This is a genomic window from Phaeobacter sp. JH20_34, assembly GCF_048056095.1.
GTDB lineage: Bacteria > Pseudomonadota > Alphaproteobacteria > Rhodobacterales > Rhodobacteraceae > Phaeobacter > Phaeobacter bryozoorum.
Genome location: NZ_JAYMWT010000011.1, coordinates 178,788 through 196,902, shown reverse-complemented (window position 1 = coordinate 196,902; position 18,115 = coordinate 178,788). Strand labels below are relative to the sequence as shown.

Annotated in this window: 15 protein-coding genes; 5 read left to right on the top strand and 10 right to left on the bottom strand. The window is 61.9% G+C overall.

The annotated features are described in order from the left end of the window. Positions 1–16 precede the first annotated feature (16 nt). Entirely contained in the window at positions 17–2,023 is a 2,007-nt protein-coding gene (locus tag VWZ81_RS10335) for a hydantoinase/oxoprolinase N-terminal domain-containing protein (RefSeq protein ID WP_416542673.1), read from the top strand. 87 nt (positions 2,024–2,110) lie between these two features. On the opposite strand, the gene msrA is transcribed toward VWZ81_RS10335, so the two are convergent. The 7 genes from msrA to VWZ81_RS10300 all read right to left on the bottom strand — a co-directional run bounded on the left by msrA (position 2,111) and on the right by VWZ81_RS10300 (position 9,151). Further along, complete coding sequence (gene msrA / locus VWZ81_RS10330; protein WP_416534398.1) at positions 2,111–2,632, bottom strand: peptide-methionine (S)-S-oxide reductase MsrA; 522 nt, start codon at positions 2,630–2,632, stop codon at positions 2,111–2,113. Next, a complete protein-coding gene (gene msrB / locus VWZ81_RS10325) occupies positions 2,629–3,078 on the bottom strand; it encodes a peptide-methionine (R)-S-oxide reductase MsrB (RefSeq protein WP_340547249.1) in 450 nt (149 codons plus the stop codon). Before msrB ends, msrA begins: the two co-directional genes overlap by 4 nt. A gap of 116 nt (positions 3,079–3,194) precedes the next feature. Further along, on the bottom strand, positions 3,195–4,073 hold the full coding sequence (locus tag VWZ81_RS10320; RefSeq protein ID WP_416542672.1) for a DMT family transporter: 879 nt from the start codon (positions 4,071–4,073) through the stop codon (positions 3,195–3,197). 198 nt (positions 4,074–4,271) lie between these two features. After that, positions 4,272–4,559 (bottom strand): HU family DNA-binding protein, encoded by a 288-nt coding sequence (locus VWZ81_RS10315; protein WP_014876311.1) that lies wholly within the window; start codon positions 4,557–4,559, stop codon positions 4,272–4,274. Between the two features lie 141 nt (positions 4,560–4,700). Then, complete coding sequence (locus VWZ81_RS10310) at positions 4,701–6,182, bottom strand: AMP nucleosidase (RefSeq protein WP_416542671.1); 1,482 nt, start codon at positions 6,180–6,182, stop codon at positions 4,701–4,703. A gap of 95 nt (positions 6,183–6,277) precedes the next feature. Continuing rightward, positions 6,278–8,098: an adenine deaminase gene (gene ade, locus VWZ81_RS10305; RefSeq protein ID WP_416542670.1), complete on the bottom strand. Its 1,821-nt coding sequence runs from the start codon at positions 8,096–8,098 to the stop codon at positions 6,278–6,280. Positions 8,099–8,206: 108 nt separating this feature from the next. Beyond that, entirely contained in the window at positions 8,207–9,151 is a 945-nt protein-coding gene (locus VWZ81_RS10300) for a GlxA family transcriptional regulator (protein ID WP_416542669.1), read from the bottom strand. Between the two features lie 89 nt (positions 9,152–9,240). Here VWZ81_RS10300 and VWZ81_RS10295 point away from each other — a divergent pair, with 89 nt between their 5' ends. From VWZ81_RS10295 to VWZ81_RS10285, 3 genes are all read left to right on the top strand, one after another. Further along, a complete protein-coding gene (locus VWZ81_RS10295; RefSeq protein ID WP_416542668.1) occupies positions 9,241–10,404 on the top strand; it encodes an acyl-CoA dehydrogenase family protein in 1,164 nt (387 codons plus the stop codon). Between the two features lie 285 nt (positions 10,405–10,689). Continuing rightward, positions 10,690–12,750 (top strand): acetate--CoA ligase family protein, encoded by a 2,061-nt coding sequence (locus VWZ81_RS10290; protein WP_416542667.1) that lies wholly within the window; start codon positions 10,690–10,692, stop codon positions 12,748–12,750. Next, a complete protein-coding gene (locus VWZ81_RS10285) occupies positions 12,743–13,528 on the top strand; it encodes a carnitinyl-CoA dehydratase (RefSeq protein ID WP_416541445.1) in 786 nt (261 codons plus the stop codon). Before VWZ81_RS10290 ends, VWZ81_RS10285 begins: the two co-directional genes overlap by 8 nt. A 187-nt stretch (positions 13,529–13,715) precedes the next feature. On the opposite strand, the gene VWZ81_RS10280 is transcribed toward VWZ81_RS10285, so the two are convergent. Next, the gene (locus VWZ81_RS10280; RefSeq protein WP_340547018.1) at positions 13,716–14,351 is read right to left on the bottom strand and encodes a class I SAM-dependent DNA methyltransferase; all 636 of its coding nucleotides are present in this window, start codon (positions 14,349–14,351) and stop codon (positions 13,716–13,718) included. Between the two features lie 73 nt (positions 14,352–14,424). Between VWZ81_RS10280 and VWZ81_RS10275 the strand changes: the two genes are divergently transcribed. Next, positions 14,425–15,312 (top strand): SDR family oxidoreductase, encoded by an 888-nt coding sequence (locus VWZ81_RS10275; protein WP_340547017.1) that lies wholly within the window; start codon positions 14,425–14,427, stop codon positions 15,310–15,312. A 3-nt stretch (positions 15,313–15,315) separates the two neighbouring features. Here VWZ81_RS10275 and VWZ81_RS10270 read toward each other — a convergent pair whose 3' ends face one another. Both VWZ81_RS10270 and dxs read right to left on the bottom strand, forming a co-directional pair. After that, entirely contained in the window at positions 15,316–15,768 is a 453-nt protein-coding gene (locus VWZ81_RS10270) for a hypothetical protein (RefSeq protein WP_416542666.1), read from the bottom strand. A gap of 417 nt (positions 15,769–16,185) precedes the next feature. Next, complete coding sequence (dxs, locus tag VWZ81_RS10265) at positions 16,186–18,114, bottom strand: 1-deoxy-D-xylulose-5-phosphate synthase (RefSeq protein ID WP_416542665.1); 1,929 nt, start codon at positions 18,112–18,114, stop codon at positions 16,186–16,188. Position 18,115 lies beyond the last annotated feature (1 nt).

The following is an 18,115-nucleotide window of genomic DNA, read 5'->3' as shown; positions in this document are numbered from 1 at the left end:
CGAACGGAGGACGGGCATGGCGCTTTTGCTTGGGGTGGACACGGGCGGAACCTATACCGACGCGGTATTGATCCGGGATGATCGCGATGTGCTGGCAAAGGCCAAAGCACTGACGACGCGGCAGGATCTGGCCATCGGAGTTGGAGAAGCCGTCGCTGCCGTACTTGCGCAGGCGCAGGTAGCACCGTCAGAGATCGCGCTTGCAGCTTTGTCCACGACGCTTGCGACCAATGCGCTGGTCGAAGGGCAGGGGGGCCGCGTTGCGCTGATCTATATCGGGTTCGGCGAGGCGGATCTGGATCGTCACGGCCTGCGCGAGGCGTTGAAGGGCGACCCGGCGCTGGTGCTGGAGGGGGGGCACAGCCATTCCGGTAGCGAGGCGGCGCCCTTGGACAGGGAGACACTGCGCGCGTTTCTCCAGCGCGAGGCCGTATCGGTCAGCGGTTTTGCCATTGCCGGCCAGTTTGCGACGCGCAATCCAGCGCACGAGCTGGAAGTTGCCCGGATCATCGCAGAAGAAACCGGCGTTCCGGTGACCTGTTCGCACCAGCTGTCGGCGCGGCTCAACGGGCCGAAGCGGGCGTTGACAGCTGTGCTGAACGCGCGGCTCATCGGAATGATCGACCGGTTGATCGGGCGCGCCGAATCCCGCCTGAGCGAGCTCGGCGTGACTGCTCAGATGATGGTTGTGAGGGGTGATGGCGCCTTGATGTCGTCACAGCAGGCCCGTGCCCGTCCAATTGAAACCATCCTGAGCGGCCCGGCTGCATCGCTGGTCGGTGCCCGCTGGCTGACCGGCGTCGAGACTGCGCTTGTCAGTGATATCGGCGGCACCACCACCGATGTCGCATTGATCGAGAACGGCAAGCCCAAGATTGATCCGGCCGGCGCCGAGGTTGGCGGCTATCGCACCATGGTTGAGGCCGTGGCCATGCGCACCAGCGGCCTGGGCGGTGACAGTCAGGTGCATCCGATCGCTGCCGGTATGAGTGGCGGTGTGACCCTTGGCCCGCGTCGCGTGCTGCCGATTTCCCTGATCGCCGATATGTCCCCTGAGGTGGTTCATGCAACGCTCGACAGTCAGCTGCGCGCAGTGACTGTCGGCGAATATGACGGGCAGTTTGTTCGCGCGATTCCGGGACAGACACCAGTGGGGTTGAGCGACCGGGAGGCCCGGGTTCTGGACCGGATCGGGACGCAGACACATCCGCTGGGCGCCGTGCTGCACACCCGGATCGAGCAGGGCGCGCTGATGCGGCTGGTGGATCGCGGCCTGGTGCAGATCGCCGGGGTCACCCCGTCCGATGCCAGCCATGTCCTTGGACGGCTTAGCAGCTGGGATGGCCATGCAGCGCAGAAGGCGCTGACGCTTTTTGCCCGCCGCCGCGTGGGGTCGGGGGACCGGCTGGCACCGGATGCCGTGACATTGGCACGGATGATCGTAGATCAGATGACGGAACAGACGTCGCTCACCCTGTTAGAGACTGCTATTGCCGAAGACGCTCCGGCCTTTGGAACCTCGCCGGATCAGCTTGCCCGCCATGTTCTGATGCAGCGCGGGCTGTCCCGACATCAGGGGCTGGTCGCTCTCAGCGCTGGCCTCAATGTCGATGTCGTCGGGCTTGGAGCCTCGGCGCCCAGCTACTATCCGGCGGTCGGGACCCGGCTTCATTGCCGTATGATCCTGCCGGAACACGCAGGCGTGGCAAATGCCATTGGCGCGGTGGTGGGCCGTATCACCATGCGGCGCAGCGGCACGGTTACCGCACCTGAGGAAGGCCGGTTTCGCGTCCATCTGGAGAATGGCCCGGAGGATTTCACCGGTTCGCAGGAGGCTCTTGAGCGGTTGGAAGCCGAGCTGCGGGCCGAAGCCCGTGCCGCCGCAGAGGCCGCAGGCGCGCAGGATATTTCCATCCAGGTGGACAGGGATATCCGCATCGCCGAAGTCGAGGCGCGGGAGGTTTTTGTCGAGGCCTTTCTGACGGTGGAGGCGAGCGGTCGTCCGCGCATTGCCCACGGCTGACCGGCAGAACATGCGCAAGGCAGCAAAAGGCCCCGCCGATTGGCGGGGCCTTTTATCTAGAATGCCGGATATCGCATGGTCAACCGATTACTCGGCGGCGGTCTCGTTCCTGCGGGGCAGAACCCAATCCGGGCGCGCAAAGTGGCAGGTGTAGCCGTTTGGCTGCCGTTCCAGGTAATCCTGATGCTCCGGTTCGGCCTCCCAGAAATCGCCAACGGGTTCGACCTCGGTCATCACCTTGCCGGGCCAGAGACCTGACGCATCGACATCCGCAATGGTGTCTTCGGCAATTTCTTTCTGGCGGTCGTCAACATAGTAGATCGCAGAGCGGTAGCTCATGCCCAGATCATTGCCCTGCTGATTGACCGTGGTTGGATCATGGATCTGAAAGAAGAACTCCAGCAGCGTGCGATAGCTGGTCTGGCTCGGGTCAAAAATCACCTCGATCGCCTCGGCATGGGTGCCGTGGTTCTTATAGGTCGCATTGGGCACATCGCCGCCGGAATATCCAACCCGGGTGCTGATGATACCGGGGCGCTTGCGGATCAGGTCCTGCATGCCCCAGAAACACCCACCGGCCAGGACGGCGCGTTCTGTTGTGCTGCTCATCTAATATCCTCCACTTGATCGATATAGTCGCCGTAGCCTTCTGCCTGCATATCGTCCAGATGGACGAACCGAAGGGAGGCCGAATTGATGCAATAGCGCAGACCGCCGCGATCTGCCGGGCCGTCCGGGAACACATGGCCCAGATGGCTGTCTCCATGGGTCGAGCGGACTTCGGTGCGGATCATCCCCAGGCTCCGGTCTTCCAGCTCCTGAACATGGGCGGTTTCGATGGGTTTGGTAAAGCTGGGCCAGCCGCAGCCGGACTCATATTTGTCTGACGAGGCAAACAATGGCTCACCGGAGACGATATCCACATAGATACCCGGCTCCTTGTTGCCCAGCAGCTTGCCGGTGCCGGGGCGTTCGGTGCCGGATTGCTGGGTGACGTAATATTCTTCTTCCGAGAGGGCCGCAATGGCGTCCGGGTCTTTGGAATAACTGCGCATCATGTCCTCCGATCTTGGCTGTTCAGCTGTAAATGGTGTCCTTCGGGGCAAAAGCAAAGCTGTATTTCATCCGCTCGCGTTTGTGTGTGACGAAAGAGGCAGGGCACATGTCATCCTCAGGGGCGCTGCTGCGCCGATTGCCGCGCCAGCTGGACCGCCAGAATGCCAAAGGTGACGATACCGACGCCGATCAGGTCCAGCAGCCCCAACTTTTCGCCCAGCAGCAGACTGGCAACAGCCACACCGAAGACTGGGTTGAGAAAATGGAAGGTGGCGGCCCGCACGGCACCGATCCTGTTCAGCAGCAGAACCCAGATGAAGGTCGCCGTCAGCCCCGGCACCAGGGTGGTGTAGAGAAAGGCCAGCGCCAGCGGCCAGCTGGGGGTGAGCCGGAAGGTTTCCACCATCGGTGCAACTGCGAACAGCACGGCAGAGCCGACCAGCATCTGCAACCCCACCACCATCATGAAGTTGCCACCCGAGGTTGCCCCCCGCAGCGCCAGGGTGGCCAGCGTCAGGGCCAGAACACCGATCCCGCAGAGCGTGACGCCAAAGAGGTCGACACCCGCGCTGATGCGGGTTCCCATGATCAGGGCAACCCCCACCACCCCGGCCAGCAGCCCGGCAACACCCAGCCGGGGCAGCCGCTCACCATAGGCCAGCCAGAGCGCGATGGCGACCAGCATCGGCATGGTCGATGCGATGATCGCGGCCAGCGAGGCTTCGATGGTTTCCATGGCGACGAAGTTGAGGCCCAGATAGAGCGCGTTCTGGCAGATGCCAAAGACGATGGTGGCGCGCAGCTGGCCGCGTGTCAGACGCCAGCTCTGGCCCATGTAGCGGGCAACAGCGACACCGATCAGGCCGGAAATAAGAAAGCGGAAGGCAAGCGAGTATAGCGGCGAAGCATCGGCGACGATGATCCGAGCCGAAGTAAAGGCAGACGACCACATGAAGGCAAAGGCCAGCCCCATCGCCAAAGCGCGCAGATCCATCGACATATCCCCCTGCCGGTCCGGTGCCGCAGCCCGTTCGGGTGTGGTCGCGATATGTTTAGCAAGGCAAGCATTCGCTGGGAACCGAATTCGGCTGGCCGGTCGGGGATCTTGATTTTTCTGGAGCTGCGCTGTTCAGGCACAAAAAAAGGGCCGCCCGAAAGGCGACCCGAAACACGGTCAACCGTGCCTTGACCCTTAGCCGTTCACGCTGTCTTTCAGCGCTTTGGCGATGGTCATCTTGACCACTTTATCGGCCTCTTTGGTGAATTTCTCACCAGTGGCCGGGTTGCGCACTTCGCGCTCGGGGCGCTCGCGGCAGTAGATCTTGCCAACGCCGGGCAGAGTCACGGCACCACCGCCGGAAACTTCGCGGGTGATCAGCGCGCAAACGGCGTCAAGCGCAGCGCCTGCCGCTTTTTTGTCGCTGTCCATCTCTTCAGCCAGTGCGGCAACAAGCTGGGTCTTGGTCATCGGTTTGGACATTCTTAGGTCTCCTTGTCACTGCCCGAGTTATGGGGCCTCATCGCGTAACTCTAGCGTTATGTTGTGGCCGAACACAACGAGTAGTGTTGTCAAAAACCCCATAAAATAGGGGTTTTTGAAGAATTAGCGGGAAAATCACCCTCAGAGAAAGGCTGTTTCGTCAAAGGAACGCAGTTTTCGGCTGTGCAAACGTTCCAATGGCATGCCACGCAACTGCTCCATCGCCTTTATCCCGATCTGCAAATGGCGGGCAACCTGGGTGTGATAAAACTCAGATGCCATCCCCGGTAGCTTCAGTTCGCCATGCAGCGGCTTGTCCGACACACAGAGCAGCGTTCCATAGGGCACCCGGAAACGATAGCCATTGGCGGCGATGGTGGCGCTTTCCATATCCAGCGCGATGGCACGGGATTGCGACAGTCTCTGCACGGGGCCGGATTGATCGCGCAGTTCCCAATTGCGGTTGTCGATGGTGGCAACGGTGCCGGTCCGCATGATCCGCTTCAGGTCGTAGCCTTCCAGCTCCGTCACCTCGGCCACCGCATCCTCAAGCGCGACCTGGATTTCCGCCAGTGCCGGAATCGGGGTCCAGATCGGTAGATCGTCGTCCAGAACGTGATCCTCGCGCAGATAGCCGTGCCCCAGCACAAAATCGCCCAGCGTCTGAGTGTTGCGCAGCCCGGCACAGTGACCGACCATCAGCCAGGCGTGCGGGCGCAATACCGCGATATGGTCGGTGGCGGTCTTGGCGTTCGACGGGCCGACGCCGATATTGACCAGCGTGATGCCCGAGCCGTCCTGCCGTTTCAGGTGATAGGTCGGCATCTGCGGCAGCTTCGCAATCGGCGGGATCTCCGCGTCCGCGCTGGTGATTTCATGATCGCCGGTGCTGACAAAGCTGCTGTAGCCAGAGTCCGGATCCGCCAGCTGCGCACGGGCGTAGGCTTCGAATTCGGCGACATAGAACTGGTAGTTGGTGAACAGCACGTGATTTTGAAAATGCTGCGGGTCGGTCGCCGTGTAATGCGACAGCCGGGCCAGCGAATAATCAATGCGCTGCGCGGTAAAGAGCGACAGCGGACCAATATTGTCGGGCGACTGATAGGTGCCGTTTACAATGTCGTCATTGGTGGTGGCCAGGTCCGGCACGTCGAAGACATCGCGCAGCGTGAAACCGGCAGCGCCTTCCTGTGGGACCGTCAGGCTGGGATCGGCCGCCACGGCAAAATGCACCGGGATTGGCGTATCTGAGACAGCGATGGTCACCGGCTGTCCGTGGTTGCGGATCAGCAGGCCGATTTGCTGGGTCAGGTAATGCCGGAACAGATCCGGGCGGGTCACCGTGGTTGCATAGGTGCCGGGGGCCGAGACATGCCCATAGCTCAGTCGGCTGTCGACCTGTGCAAAAGACGACGTGGTAAAGCGGATCTCAGGGTAGAATGCGCGGATACGCGGGGTGGTCCCGGTGCTGCCGACGGAGGGACCATCGGTCAGGATGCGCGAAAACTCGGCGCATAGAAACTGCGTCGCCTCACGGTACAGCTGCTCCAACCGGGCAACGGCCGCCGCGGCATCTGTAAACTCTTCTGCTGCCGGAAGCTGCGGGATCTTAACTGTTGTCATGATTATGCTCGATCACTGAAAAACGGGGCACTCTGCCATCGGATGACGGGGTGGCTCTGGAATGGACACGGGGGCCGGCCGACACGCGCCGGGGGTCAGGACGGCCCGGCGCTTGCGATGACCGGTATCTTCTCGAAGCTGCGCACATCCACCAGCCCCAGATCGGAAATTCGCAATTCGGGGATCACCACCAGCGCCAGTAGGGAATGCTGCATATAGGCGTTGTTGAGCTTGCAGCCGCAGGTCTCCATCGCCTCAACCATCTTCTGCGCCTTGGCGGCAACCTCCGTCGCGGGGCTGTCGGACATCAGCCCGGCGATGGGCAGCTCAACCAGAGCCAGCTCCTGTCCTTCGCGGAAGATGGTGATGCCGCCGCCCACCTCGGCCAGACGATTGGCCGCCAGCGCCATCTGCGCGCGGTCAGTGCCGACCACGATCATATGGTGGCTGTCATGCGCCACGGTGGAGGCCATCGCCATCTTGCCGCTGTAGCCAAAGCCGGAGACAAAGGCGTTGGTGACGCCACCCGTCGCCCGGTGGCGTTCCACCAGCGCAATCTGGCAGATGTCGCCCGCCTCGGCCAATGTGGCCTCGACCAGCCCGTCCTGCACCGGCAGCTCTGCCTGTAGCGCTTTGGTCGGGGCCTGGTTCTCAACCACACCGATGACATTGGCGGTGATCACATTTGCGCCCTCAGGCGCGGCGATCTCAAAATCCTGAGCACCCAGCTGATGGCCCAGATGCACCGTGCCACGCGCGGTTTCGGGCCAGTCCAGATGCGGGCAATCCACGGTGATCTCGCCATCCTTGGCTACGATCTCGCCACGGGCAATCACCAGCTCGATCGGCAGGGTCTTCAGATCGGAGGTCAGGATCACATCCGCGCGCCGACCCGGGGTGATAGAGCCGATGTCACGCTCCAGCCCGAAATGCGTCGCGGTGTTGATCGTAGCCATCTGCAAGGCAATCAAAGGGTCACAGCCGCAGTCAATCGCGTGGCGCACCACCCGGTTCATATGGCCGTCATTGACCAGCGTGCCGGAGTGGCAATCGTCGGTGCAGAGAATGAAATTGCGCGGATCCAGTCCCTTTTCGGTGATCGCGGTGATCTGCGCCTCAACGTCATACCAGGCCGAGCCGAGCCGCACCATCGCGCGCATCCCCTGTCGCATCCGGGCAATCGCGTCCGCCTCGCAGGTGCCTTCGTGATCATCCGCCGGACCGCCGGCCACATAGGCTGCGAAATCCGGCCCCAGATCGGGCGAGGCATAATGCCCGCCAACGGTCTTGCCCGCGCGCTGGGTTGCGGCGATCTCTGCCAGCATCTTGGGATCGCCCGCTGCCACACCGGGAAAATTCATCATCTCGCCCAGCCCGATGATGCCCGGCCAGCTCATCGCCTCGGCCACATCCTCGGGCGAAATCTCATATCCGGTGGTTTCCAGCCCGGGCGCTGAGGGCGCGCAGCTCGGCATCTGGGTAAAGATATTGACCGGCTGCATCAGCGCCTCGTCATGCATCAGGCGCACGCCTTCCAGACCCAGCACATTGGCGATCTCATGCGGGTCGGTGAACATCGAGGTGGTACCATGTGGGATCACCGCGCGGGCGAATTCTGCGGGGGTCAGCATCCCGCTTTCGATATGCATATGTGCATCACAGAGGCCGGGGATCATATAGCGCCCATTGGCCTCGATCACCTCGGTGTCGGGGCCGGTGCAATAGCTGGCATCGGGGCCGACATAGGCGATGCGCCCGGCCACGATGGCGATGTCATGATCGGGCAGTTGTTCGCGGGTGTGAACATTGACCCAGACCCCCTGGCGGATCACCGTGTCCGCAGGGCGGCGACCTGCCGCAACTTCAATCAATTGGGGGGCTACATCGGGCCAGCTTGGGAATGCGATATCTGTCATGGCCCAATTGTTCTGATAACCCGCGCAAGCGCAAGACCCCTTGCGCGCTAGCGCAAACAATAGCTGCTTTTTGCAAATCAAGAAAACCACCAGCCTGCGTTGCGGCTGCTATCTCCGGGTGCGGCGCAGGTCTCTTGGCGTTGTGGCAAAGACGCTGCGAAAGGCGCGGGTCAACGCGCTGGGGTTCTCATAGCCGCAGCGCAGGGCGATCTCCGAGATGCTGAAATCCGTCTCTAACACAAGCCGTCTTGCCTGTTTCAATCGCAGATGCCGATATAGCGTCTGCGGCGTTGTGCCCAATTCGCCCTGCGTGCGACGTGCCAGATCCCGCAGGCTCCGCCCAACCCGTCGCGCGACTTCGCCCAGCGGGAGCGGGGTTTCCAGATTGGCCTCCATCACCGCAATTGCACGCCCGACAGAGGCGCTGCGCACGGGTCTGGATGTCCCGGTCCCCCCTGGCTCGCCGCTCAGGAACAGGGTGGCAACATCCAGTCGCAGGGCCTGCCCGTGCTGTCGCGCGATCATGTCGAGGATCCCGTCAAAGGCCGCCATCGCGCCTGAGCATGTCAGCCGGTCCCGGTCCCACAGAAACCGGTGCATCTCGGCCTGAACGGTCGGAAACGCCTCGGCAAAGGCGTCGATCTCCGCGCTGTGGATGGTGGCGCGGTAGCCATCCAGAAGCCCGGCCTCAGCCAGCAGCCAGGCACCGGTATCGAATCCCGCCAATACGCCATAGCGCCGCTGCGCCGCCCGCAACCCGCGCGATGTGGCTTCGGTTGCATGGCGGAGATAGCGGTAGCTCGGCATGGCGATCAGCATATCGCCCTCAGCTTTGCTCAGCGGCGCCTGCGCGCTGACCTCCATCGCCGCCGATGACATCGCGGTATTGCCATCAAGCGTCACGAACCGCCAGGAGTACAGCGGTCGGCCTGCAAACGTGTTGGCGGCCCGCAGCGGCTCCACCGTATTGGCAAGGCAATGGCCAGAGAACTGATCGAACAGCAATAGGTCGATCTGCTGCGTTGCAGCGTGTGGTTTCTTCCAGTTTGGCACGAAAATGTCCGATGCTGCACGATACTGACCGTATCCAGCCCTAGGCTCAGGTCAACGTCAACAGGGATCCCATCACGGGGGAGCAAGACATGCAATTTGGTCTGTCTGAAGAGCAGGCGATGATCGTGGAAACCACGCGCGCCTTTGTCACCAGGGAGCTCTATCCTCACGAGCTGGAGGTCGAACGCAGTGGCCATCTGCCGATGGAACGGGTCCGCGACATCCAGGCCAAGGCGATAGAGGCCGGGCTATACGCCGCCAACATGCCCGAAGAGGTGGGGGGTGCCGGCCTCGATACGCTGACCTGGCTGCTCTATGAAAAGGAGCTGGGCCGCGCCAATTACGCCCTGCACTGGACCTGCGTCGCACGCCCCTCGAATATCCTTCTGGCCGGCACGCCGGAGCAGAAAGAGAGATACCTCTACCCCTGCATTCGCGGTGAAAAATGGGACTGTCTTGCGATGACCGAACCGGGGGCTGGCTCTGACCTGCGCGGTATGACCGCGACAGCGCGCCCGGACGGCGATGACTTCATTCTGAACGGGACCAAGCATTTCATTAGCCACGCGGATATCGCGGATTTTGCCATCGTTTTCATGGCCACGGGAGAAGACGACACAGCGCGCGGCCCGAAAAAGCGGATCACCGCCTTTTTCGTCGACAAGGGCACGCCGGGGTTCACTGTCCGTGCCGGCTATCGCAACGTAAGCCACCGCGGCTATACCAATGCAGTGCTGGAGTTTGACGACTGTCGCCTGCCAAAAACCGCAGTGCTGGGCGAGGTCGACAAGGGTTTTGATCTCGCCAACACCTGGCTTGGCGCCACCCGTCTTCAGGTGGCTGCGACCTGTCTGGGCCGGGCCGAGCGCGCCTTTGATCACGCGGTGTCCTACGCCGCAGAGCGTCGCCAGTTCGGCCAGCAGATTGGCAAGTTTCAGGGCATTTCCTTCAAACTTGCGGATATGGCAACAGAGCTGAAGGCCGCCAACCTGCTGACCTGGGAAGCCGCTTGGAAATTCGACCAGGGCAGCGTGACCGAGGCCGACATGTCGATGGCCAAGCTGAAAGCAACTGAAATGCTGGCGATGGTCGCGGATGAGGCGATCCAGATCCATGGCGGTATGGGGCTGATGGATGAACTGCCGCTGGAGCGCATCTGGCGGGATGCTCGGGTGGAGCGCATCTGGGAAGGCACCAGCGAAATCCAGCGTCACATTATCAGCCGGGAGCTGTTGCGTCCGCATGGTGGTTGAAAGCATGGCGGCGAACGGTCTCAGGCTCTACCCGGACGCGTCGGGCGGGCGGGTCAGTTTTCGCCTTCGGCGAGGATATTTAAGGCCAGAAGATGCAGAAAGGGTCAAGCCCCCGGAAGGGCGCTGCCGCAACCGGGGGCCATCTCCTGGCGCGGTCATCGGCGTCCCCGCCTGTACCGCCTGTCGAGGCTCGTCGATTCTGGTTAATGAAACCCTACCTATCTTCTGGCTCCAAATATCCTCGCCGAAGGCATCGGGGCCTCTGTTCAGGCGGGAGCCGTGGCAATGATACGTGACTTCAGCACTTTGTTTCGGCCCTCTTCCATCGCGGTGATCGGTGGCGGTGCCTGGTGTCGTCAGGTGATCGAACAATTGCAGAAGATCGGGTTTTCCGGCCAGATCTGGCCGGTGCATCCGAAGGCTGCGGAGGTCTGCGGCTTGACTGCGTTTGCATCGGTGGATGATCTGCCCGCCGCGCCCGATGCCAGCTTTATCGGCGTCAACAGACACGCCACCGTCGAAGCGGTGGCGGCGCTCTCTCGCCGGGGGGCTGGGGGGGCGGTCTGTTTTGCCTCCGGTTTTCGCGAGGCCCAGAGGGAGGCCGGTGATGGGGCCGACCTGCAGAACCATCTTTTGCAAGCGGCGGGAGAGATGCCCATCCTCGGCCCTAACTGCTATGGGTTCATCAACTATCTGGATCAGGTATTGCTATGGCCGGATCAGCACGGTGGCGTGCCGGTGGAGCGCGGCGTGGCAATCCTCACCCAGAGCTCCAATATCGCGATCAATCTAACCATGCAGGCGCGTGGGCTGCCGATTGCTTATGTGGTTACCGTTGGCAATCAGGCGCAAAGCGATATCGCACAGATCGCGCGCGGCCTGCTGGAGGATCCGCGCGTAACCGCCATTGGCCTGCATATCGAAGGTGTCCGCGACCTGCGTGCCTTTGAAACGCTGGCGCATCAGGCGGCCGCCTGTGGAAAACCGATCGTGGCGCTGAAGGTCGGACGCTCGGATCAGGCGCAGGCGGCGACGCTGTCCCATACGGCGTCGCTTGCCGGTCAGGAGGCCGGCGCCGATGCGCTGTTGCGTCGCTGTGGTGTGGCACGGGTGGATGATTTGCCGGTATTTCTGGAAGCGCTGAAGGTTCTGCATGTGCTTGGCCCGCGCGCCGGATGCCGGGTTGCGACGATCAGCTGCTCCGGGGGTGAAGCGAGCCTTGCTGCCGATCTCGGGCAGGCGCAGTCTGTGGTCTTTCCGCCGTTGTCCGACGGCCAGCATCAGGCGCTGCGCGCAGCCCTGGGCCCGATGGTCGCGCTGGCCAATCCTCTAGACTACCATACCTATATCTGGCGGGATGTGCCTGCGATGACCCGGGCGTTCAGCGCCATGGTGCATCCTGATCTGGATATGGTGATGCTCATCGTGGATTTCCCACGAGCAGACCGGTGTTCGGCCGAAGACTGGGCCTGCACGGTTGAGGCCGCAATAGCAACGCGGGCGCAAACCGGTGCGCCAATGGCCATGGTCGCCAGTTTGCCAGAACTGATGCCCGAAGAGACCGCGCAGCGGCTTCTGGCGGCGGGCGTGGTGCCACTCTGCGGCCTGCGAGAGGCCATGGGCGCGGCGGCGGCGGCCAGTCGTATCGCGGTGCCATCTGATTTGCCCCTGGCCCTTCCAGGTCCGGACTCAGGGGATGGCGACGCCAGTTTGATCCCCGAAGGCCTCGCGAAACAGCGTCTTGCGGCGGCCGGTCTGCGGGTTCCCCGAAGCCACAGGCTAAGCCGTGATGCGCTGGCAGAGAGCCTGCATGACATCGCGTCTGGGGTGGGGTTTCCGCTGGTGCTGAAGGGCGAAGGTTTCGCGCATAAGAGCGAGGCCGGGGCAGTGCGGTTGAACCTCCACTCGCCTGAGGCGGTCATGGAGGCGGCGCAGGAGATTGGCGCGGAACAATTGCTGCTGGAGGAGATGATCACCGGGACCGTGGCCGAGCTGCTGGTGGGGGTCATCAGGGATCCCGCCCATGGGTTCGTGCTGACGCTGGGTGCCGGTGGGGTGCTGAGCGAAGTGTTGCAGGACAGCCTGTCGCTGTTGCTGCCGGTGCATGAGGACATGCTGGAAGAGGCGCTGGATCAGCTGCGCATTGCCCCGCTGCTTAACGGGTATCGCGGCGGCCCTGCGGCGGATCGTGCCGCAATTCTGCGCGCGATCCGCGCGGTTGAAGGCTATGTGCTTGCCCATCTGGACAGGCTGGAAGAACTTGAAATCAATCCGCTGATCTGTACGACCAGCGATGCCATAGCAGCGGATGCACTGCTGCGAGAGAGGGAAACCACCGATGACTGACACCCCCATTCGGACCCGCCGCGATGGCGCCATTCTGGAGATCACCCTGGACCGTCCAAAGGCCAACGCCATTGATCTGAAAACCAGCGTGGCCATGGGCGAGGTGTTTCGGGATTTTCGCGATGACCCCGACTTGCGCGTGGCAATTGTGACCGGGGGAGGCGAGAAATTCTTCTGCCCCGGCTGGGATCTGAAGGCCGCCGCCGACGGAGATGCGGTGGATGGCGACTATGGTGTCGGCGGCTTTGGGGGCCTGCAGGAGCTGCGCGATATGAACAAGCCGGTGATTGCGGCGGTGAATGGCATCGCCTGTGGCGGTGGTCTGGAATTGGCGCTGTCGGCGGATATGATTCTGGCCGCAGATCACGCGACATTTGCCCTGCCAGAGATCCGGTCGGGCACGGTGGCCGATGCCGCATCAATCAAATTGCCCAAGCGCATTCCCTATCACATTGCCATGGAACTCCTGCTGACCGGACGCTGGTTTGACGCCGAGGAGGCGCACCGCTGGGGGCTGGTGAACGAAATCCTGACTTCAGATCAGCTGATGGATCGGGCCTGGGAGCTGGCGCGGCTGCTCGCCTCCGGCCCGCCATTGGTCTATGCCGCGATCAAGGAGATTGTCCGCGACGCCGAGGATGCGAAGTTTCAGGATGCGATGAACCGGATCACCAAACGCCAGCTGCGCAGCGTTGATATTCTCTATGACAGCGAGGACCAGATGGAGGGCGCGCGCGCCTTTGCTGAGAAACGCGATCCGGTGTGGAAGGGCAGATAAGGCGCCGATGCGGCAGATGACCCCGCTGTTGTCCTGCGATCAACCTCAGCGCAGCCTAGACCCGGTGGGCGCTATTAAGTGTGGGCCCCGGCCCACAGCGAACGTCAGCATAGCTGTGTCGCATCGGATCCTGCATAGCCTCAGCGCTGCGCTTTGAGAGAGATGCGCTGCACAATGCAGGCTGCTCCTAGACCTTGGTAAACACCGCAATCAGCGCCTTGTCCGTGCTGTGGGCGCCGGTGGCTTTGGGACCGTAGATGGCCACCTCCGGCAGGGTCAGCCCACGGATCCAGCCGCCCTTCTCAAGACGTTTGAGAGCCGCAGCAAAGCCGCAGCGGGCGGAAAAACGGGCATTGATGGCAAGCGCAAACACCGACCTCGGTCGGGCAAGGCGCAGGATACCCGGCAGAACCTCTGGTCCGACATGGCCGTGGGTGAAGGTTCCAGAGGAGACGACACCGGCATATGTGTCGCGTGGCACCGGGACGCCGGTGGTCAGATCCGCTTCGATGATATCGCGGTAGACATCCTTGCGCAGTGCCTGTGCCAGCATTTCAGGGCTGATATCGGTCGCATCTATCGGAGCAATGCCCTGCCGCTCCAGCGCGACGCCGCAGAGCCCGGTTCCTGCGCCGACATCCAGAACAGGGCCGCGCCCGTCGGCGGCAGCGAACAGGCGGGCCACCTGATCCGGCAGGATGTAATCCGATCCTGCGGCAAAGCTGCTGTCGTAGCTCTCGGCCCAATCGGCATAGAGCTGCCGGGAGTGCTGCGGCGTCTCCAGCCCGTAGGCGGCGGCCAGCGTGATCTGTTTTTGCGCCATGGCCACAGGAAATGCGGTTTTGACGCTTGAATCAAGTCTTGCACCCGCACAGGCTCGCGCGCATCTATGGCACATGACAAAAACGCTTCTCTGTCTTGGCCTTGGCTATTCCGCCCGCGCATTGGTCCCGCAGCTGCTTCGGGCCGGTTGGCGGGTCATAGGCACCACCCGATCCGCCGAGGATGCGGAGCCTCTTGCAGGCGTTGAACTGATCACCTGGCCCGGTGCCCCCCTCTCGCTGGATGGGGTGACGCATATCCTGTCGTCGGTGGGACCGACCGAGGCAGGAGACCCGGTTCTGGCGGAACTGGCGGATGCGCTGGCAGCCGCCGCCCGTGGCGACACTTTGGAGTGGGTCGGCTACCTCTCCACCACGGCTGTCTACGGTGATCATGATGGCGCCTGGGTGGATGAGGACACAGCCGTCACCCCTTCCAGCCAGCGTGGCCGCTGGCGTGCCGCGGCTGAGACAGGCTGGCAGGCCATCCCCGATCTGCCGCTTCATATCTTTCGCCTCGCTGGGATCTACGGCCCCGGACGCGGCCCCTTTGCCAAGCTGATGGCCGGAAAGGCACGCCGTATCGTGAAACCCGGTCAGGTGTTCTCGCGCATCCATGTGGACGATATCGCACAGGTTATCGCCGCTTCCATCGCACAGCCTGATCCCGGTGCGATCTACAACCTCTGTGATGATGATCCGGCCCCGCCACAGGATGTGCTGGGCTTTGCCGCCGAGCTGCTGGGCCTGCCGATCCCTGCCGAAGTCCCCTTCGATGAGGCCGGTATGACCCCGATGGCGCGCAGTTTCTATGGCGAGAACAAGCGCGTCAGAAACCAGCGTATCAAGGACGATCTGGGGGTGGAGCTGCTTTACCCAACCTATCGAGAGGGCCTGCGCGCGGTCCGCGCCGCCGAGGACCTCGAGACCTTCGTCCCGCCGCAGGAAACGACGGGGGTGTAGCGATCAGTCCCGATCCCTCGGAGCTTTTCCTATGAGTTGAGACAATGAATCGATCACTCTGTAGAAACCGAAGGTTCCACCTTGAGTAATAGCGTATACGACGCCGAGCGCTATGATTGTCCAGAAGCCTTGCCCGTTCCACACGGCTATGCCGAGAAGAAGTAGTAGTACAATCGCAGCAAGGACCATTACGCTGAGGGTTGCATATGCCTGATGCTTGCCAAAGAAGAAGCGACCTGCTTCATTCCTTTCCGAACGCTGCCTTGCGTCCTCGTTCATCCTTTTGATGAAGCCAGGATCGTGCTTTTCGACTTCGGCCAGAAACAAATCTGGACGTTCGGTGTAATTACTTATCAGTGCCAGCCAGTTGGCGTTGTCCGTAGGAAGTTCTGGCGATTCTTCTGGAAGAATCTCACCGTCCTTGGGCCGTTCTGAACCATCTTCGTTGTCAGCCAAACAGTTTCTCCAGCGTACGCTTGTGGTTTAGCGCGCGAACGAAGTTTCGATGCAACTTTGATGGCAGTTCATGGTACTCAACCGCCCGAGTGTTTGTGCACAGGATATCCCAAGCATCTTGGGCGAGGTGAGGATCAAGTGTTACAATGTTCTTGAAAGGGGCATTGTTCCCCCACTCACGTTGAATGACACTATGAACATGCCGAGAGCTGTGAGAAAATATTTTCTCATTTATCTTCAGCTTAGTCATGTTTATCTCCCGTGCACTATTGAATATATATGGGGATGATTTGCAAGATTGACAAATCCATTTTTGCTCGCCGGAGGCAGGTAAGCTATCAAGAAAAAGGTAACATACTCTTAATAGGTGCGGTGACAATACTTGGTTGTGTTGTTCGCATCTAGCTAAATCAGGGTTTAGGCCCGCTTCTCTCCAATCGTCGCCACGCCCAACACGTCCAGAACCTTGGCTTCGATCTGTGGTGCGTTCATCGCCGCCACCTCATACATATCCGCGGGGCTGGCCTGGTCGATGAAGGTGTCGGGCAACACCATGGAGCGGAATTTCAATCCGCTGTCAAAGACGCCTTCCTCGGCCAGAAGCTGCGCCACATGGGAGCCGAAACCGCCCACTGCGCCTTCTTCGATGGTGATCAGCGCCTCGTGATCAGCGGCCAGCTGCAGGATCATGTCGCGGTCCAGCGGCTTGGCAAAACGTGCATCCGCAATTGTCGGGGTGATGCCTCTGGCGGCAAGCGCCTCGGCGGCCTTTTTCACCTCACCCAGCCGGGTGCCAAAGGACAGGATCGCCACGCGTTTGCCCGCTTGGATCATCCGGCCCTTGCCGATCTCCAGCACCTCCGGCACCTCGGGCATATCAACACCTTCGCCCTCACCGCGGGGGTAGCGGAAGGCAATCGGGCCGTCATCATAGGCGGCAGCGGTGGCTGTCATATGGGCCAGATCGGCCTCATCAGCGGCGGCCATCACCACCATGCCCGGCAGGTTGGCCATATAGGCAATGTCGAAACTGCCAGCATGGGTCGCCCCGTCCGCACCGACCAGACCGGCGCGGTCGATGGCAAAGCGTACGGGCAGGCGCTGGATCGCCACGTCATGCACCACCTGATCATAACCGCGCTGCAAAAACGTGGAATACATCGCACAGAAGGGCTTCATCCCGCCGGCGGCCAGCGCGGCGGCAAAGGTCACGCCGTGCTGCTCGGCTATGCCGACGTCAAAGCAGCGCGAAGGGTAGCGTTCGGCCATCAGGCTCAATCCGGTGCCATCGGGCATCGCCGCCGTGACGGCGCAGATCTTGTCATCCTCAGCCGCCAGCCGCACCAGCTCCTTGCCAAAGACCGAGGTATAGGAGGGCGCGTTGGAGGGCGCTTTCTTCTGTTCGCCGGTCACCATGTCGAATTTTGCGGTGGCGTGGCCCTTGTCGCGGGCGCGTTCCGCCGGGGCATAACCTTTGCCCTTCTTCGTCAGCACATGGATCAGGATCGGACCGGTGGCGCGCGCCTTCACGGTGCGCAGGACCGGCAACAGCTGGTCCATATCGTGACCATCAATCGGCCCAAGGTAAGAAAAGCCCAGGCTTTCAAACAAGGTGCCGCCCACCGCCATGCCTTTCAGCATATCCTTGGCGCGCTTGGCGCCCTCGCGGAACGGTTCGGGCAGCAGGGATGCGGCCCCCTTGGCCACCGCTTTCAGTTCCTGAAAGGGTTCTTCGGCATATAGGCGCGACAGATAGGACGACAGCGCGCCAACCGGCGGCGCAATCGACATTTCATTGTCGTTCAGAATGACAATCAGCCGCTTGCCCAGATGGCCTGCGTTGTTCATCGCCTCAAACGCCATGCCGGCCGACATCGACCCATCGCCGATGACGGCAATTGCATCGCCGCTGCCTTCGGGAATGACACCGCCCAGATCCCGTGCCACGGCAAAACCAAGCGCAGCGCTGATCGAGGTGGAGCTATGGGCCGCGCCAAAGGGATCAAAGGGTGATTCCGAACGTTTGGTGAAACCGCTCAGCCCGTCCTTCATCCGCAATGTGCGAATGCGGTCGCGGCGACCAGTCAGGATTTTATGCGGATAGCACTGGTGCGAGACGTCCCAGATGATCTTGTCGCGGGGCGTGTCAAACACCGCATGAAGCGCGGTGGTCAGCTCGACAACACCCAGACCTGCGCCCAGATGGCCGCCGGTGACGGAAACGGCGGAAATGGTTTCCTGCCGCAGTTCCTGTGCGACCTGCGTCAGCTGTGCATCGCTCAAGGATTTCAGATCCGCCGGGCGGGTGATCTGATCCAGAAGAGGGGTCTGGGGCCGGTCTGACATG

Coding starts and splice junctions, on each gene's coding strand:
- VWZ81_RS10315 (WP_014876311.1), bottom strand. CDS start 4,559: ATGTCCAAACCGATGACCAAGACCCAGCTTGTTGCCGCACTGGCTGAA.
- dxs (WP_416542665.1), bottom strand. CDS start 18,114: ATGTCAGACCGGCCCCAGACCCCTCTTCTGGATCAGATCACCCGCCCG.
- VWZ81_RS10275 (WP_340547017.1), top strand. CDS start 14,425: ATGACAAAAACGCTTCTCTGTCTTGGCCTTGGCTATTCCGCCCGCGCA.
- VWZ81_RS10335 (WP_416542673.1), top strand. CDS start 17: ATGGCGCTTTTGCTTGGGGTGGACACGGGCGGAACCTATACCGACGCG.
- VWZ81_RS10295 (WP_416542668.1), top strand. CDS start 9,241: ATGCAATTTGGTCTGTCTGAAGAGCAGGCGATGATCGTGGAAACCACG.
- VWZ81_RS10280 (WP_340547018.1), bottom strand. CDS start 14,351: ATGGCGCAAAAACAGATCACGCTGGCCGCCGCCTACGGGCTGGAGACG.
- msrB (WP_340547249.1), bottom strand. CDS start 3,078: ATGCGCAGTTATTCCAAAGACCCGGACGCCATTGCGGCCCTCTCGGAA.
- VWZ81_RS10320 (WP_416542672.1), bottom strand. CDS start 4,073: ATGGATCTGCGCGCTTTGGCGATGGGGCTGGCCTTTGCCTTCATGTGG.
- VWZ81_RS10285 (WP_416541445.1), top strand. CDS start 12,743: ATGACTGACACCCCCATTCGGACCCGCCGCGATGGCGCCATTCTGGAG.
- ade (WP_416542670.1), bottom strand. CDS start 8,098: ATGACAGATATCGCATTCCCAAGCTGGCCCGATGTAGCCCCCCAATTG.
- VWZ81_RS10310 (WP_416542671.1), bottom strand. CDS start 6,182: ATGACAACAGTTAAGATCCCGCAGCTTCCGGCAGCAGAAGAGTTTACA.
- msrA (WP_416534398.1), bottom strand. CDS start 2,632: ATGAGCAGCACAACAGAACGCGCCGTCCTGGCCGGTGGGTGTTTCTGG.
- VWZ81_RS10290 (WP_416542667.1), top strand. CDS start 10,690: ATGATACGTGACTTCAGCACTTTGTTTCGGCCCTCTTCCATCGCGGTG.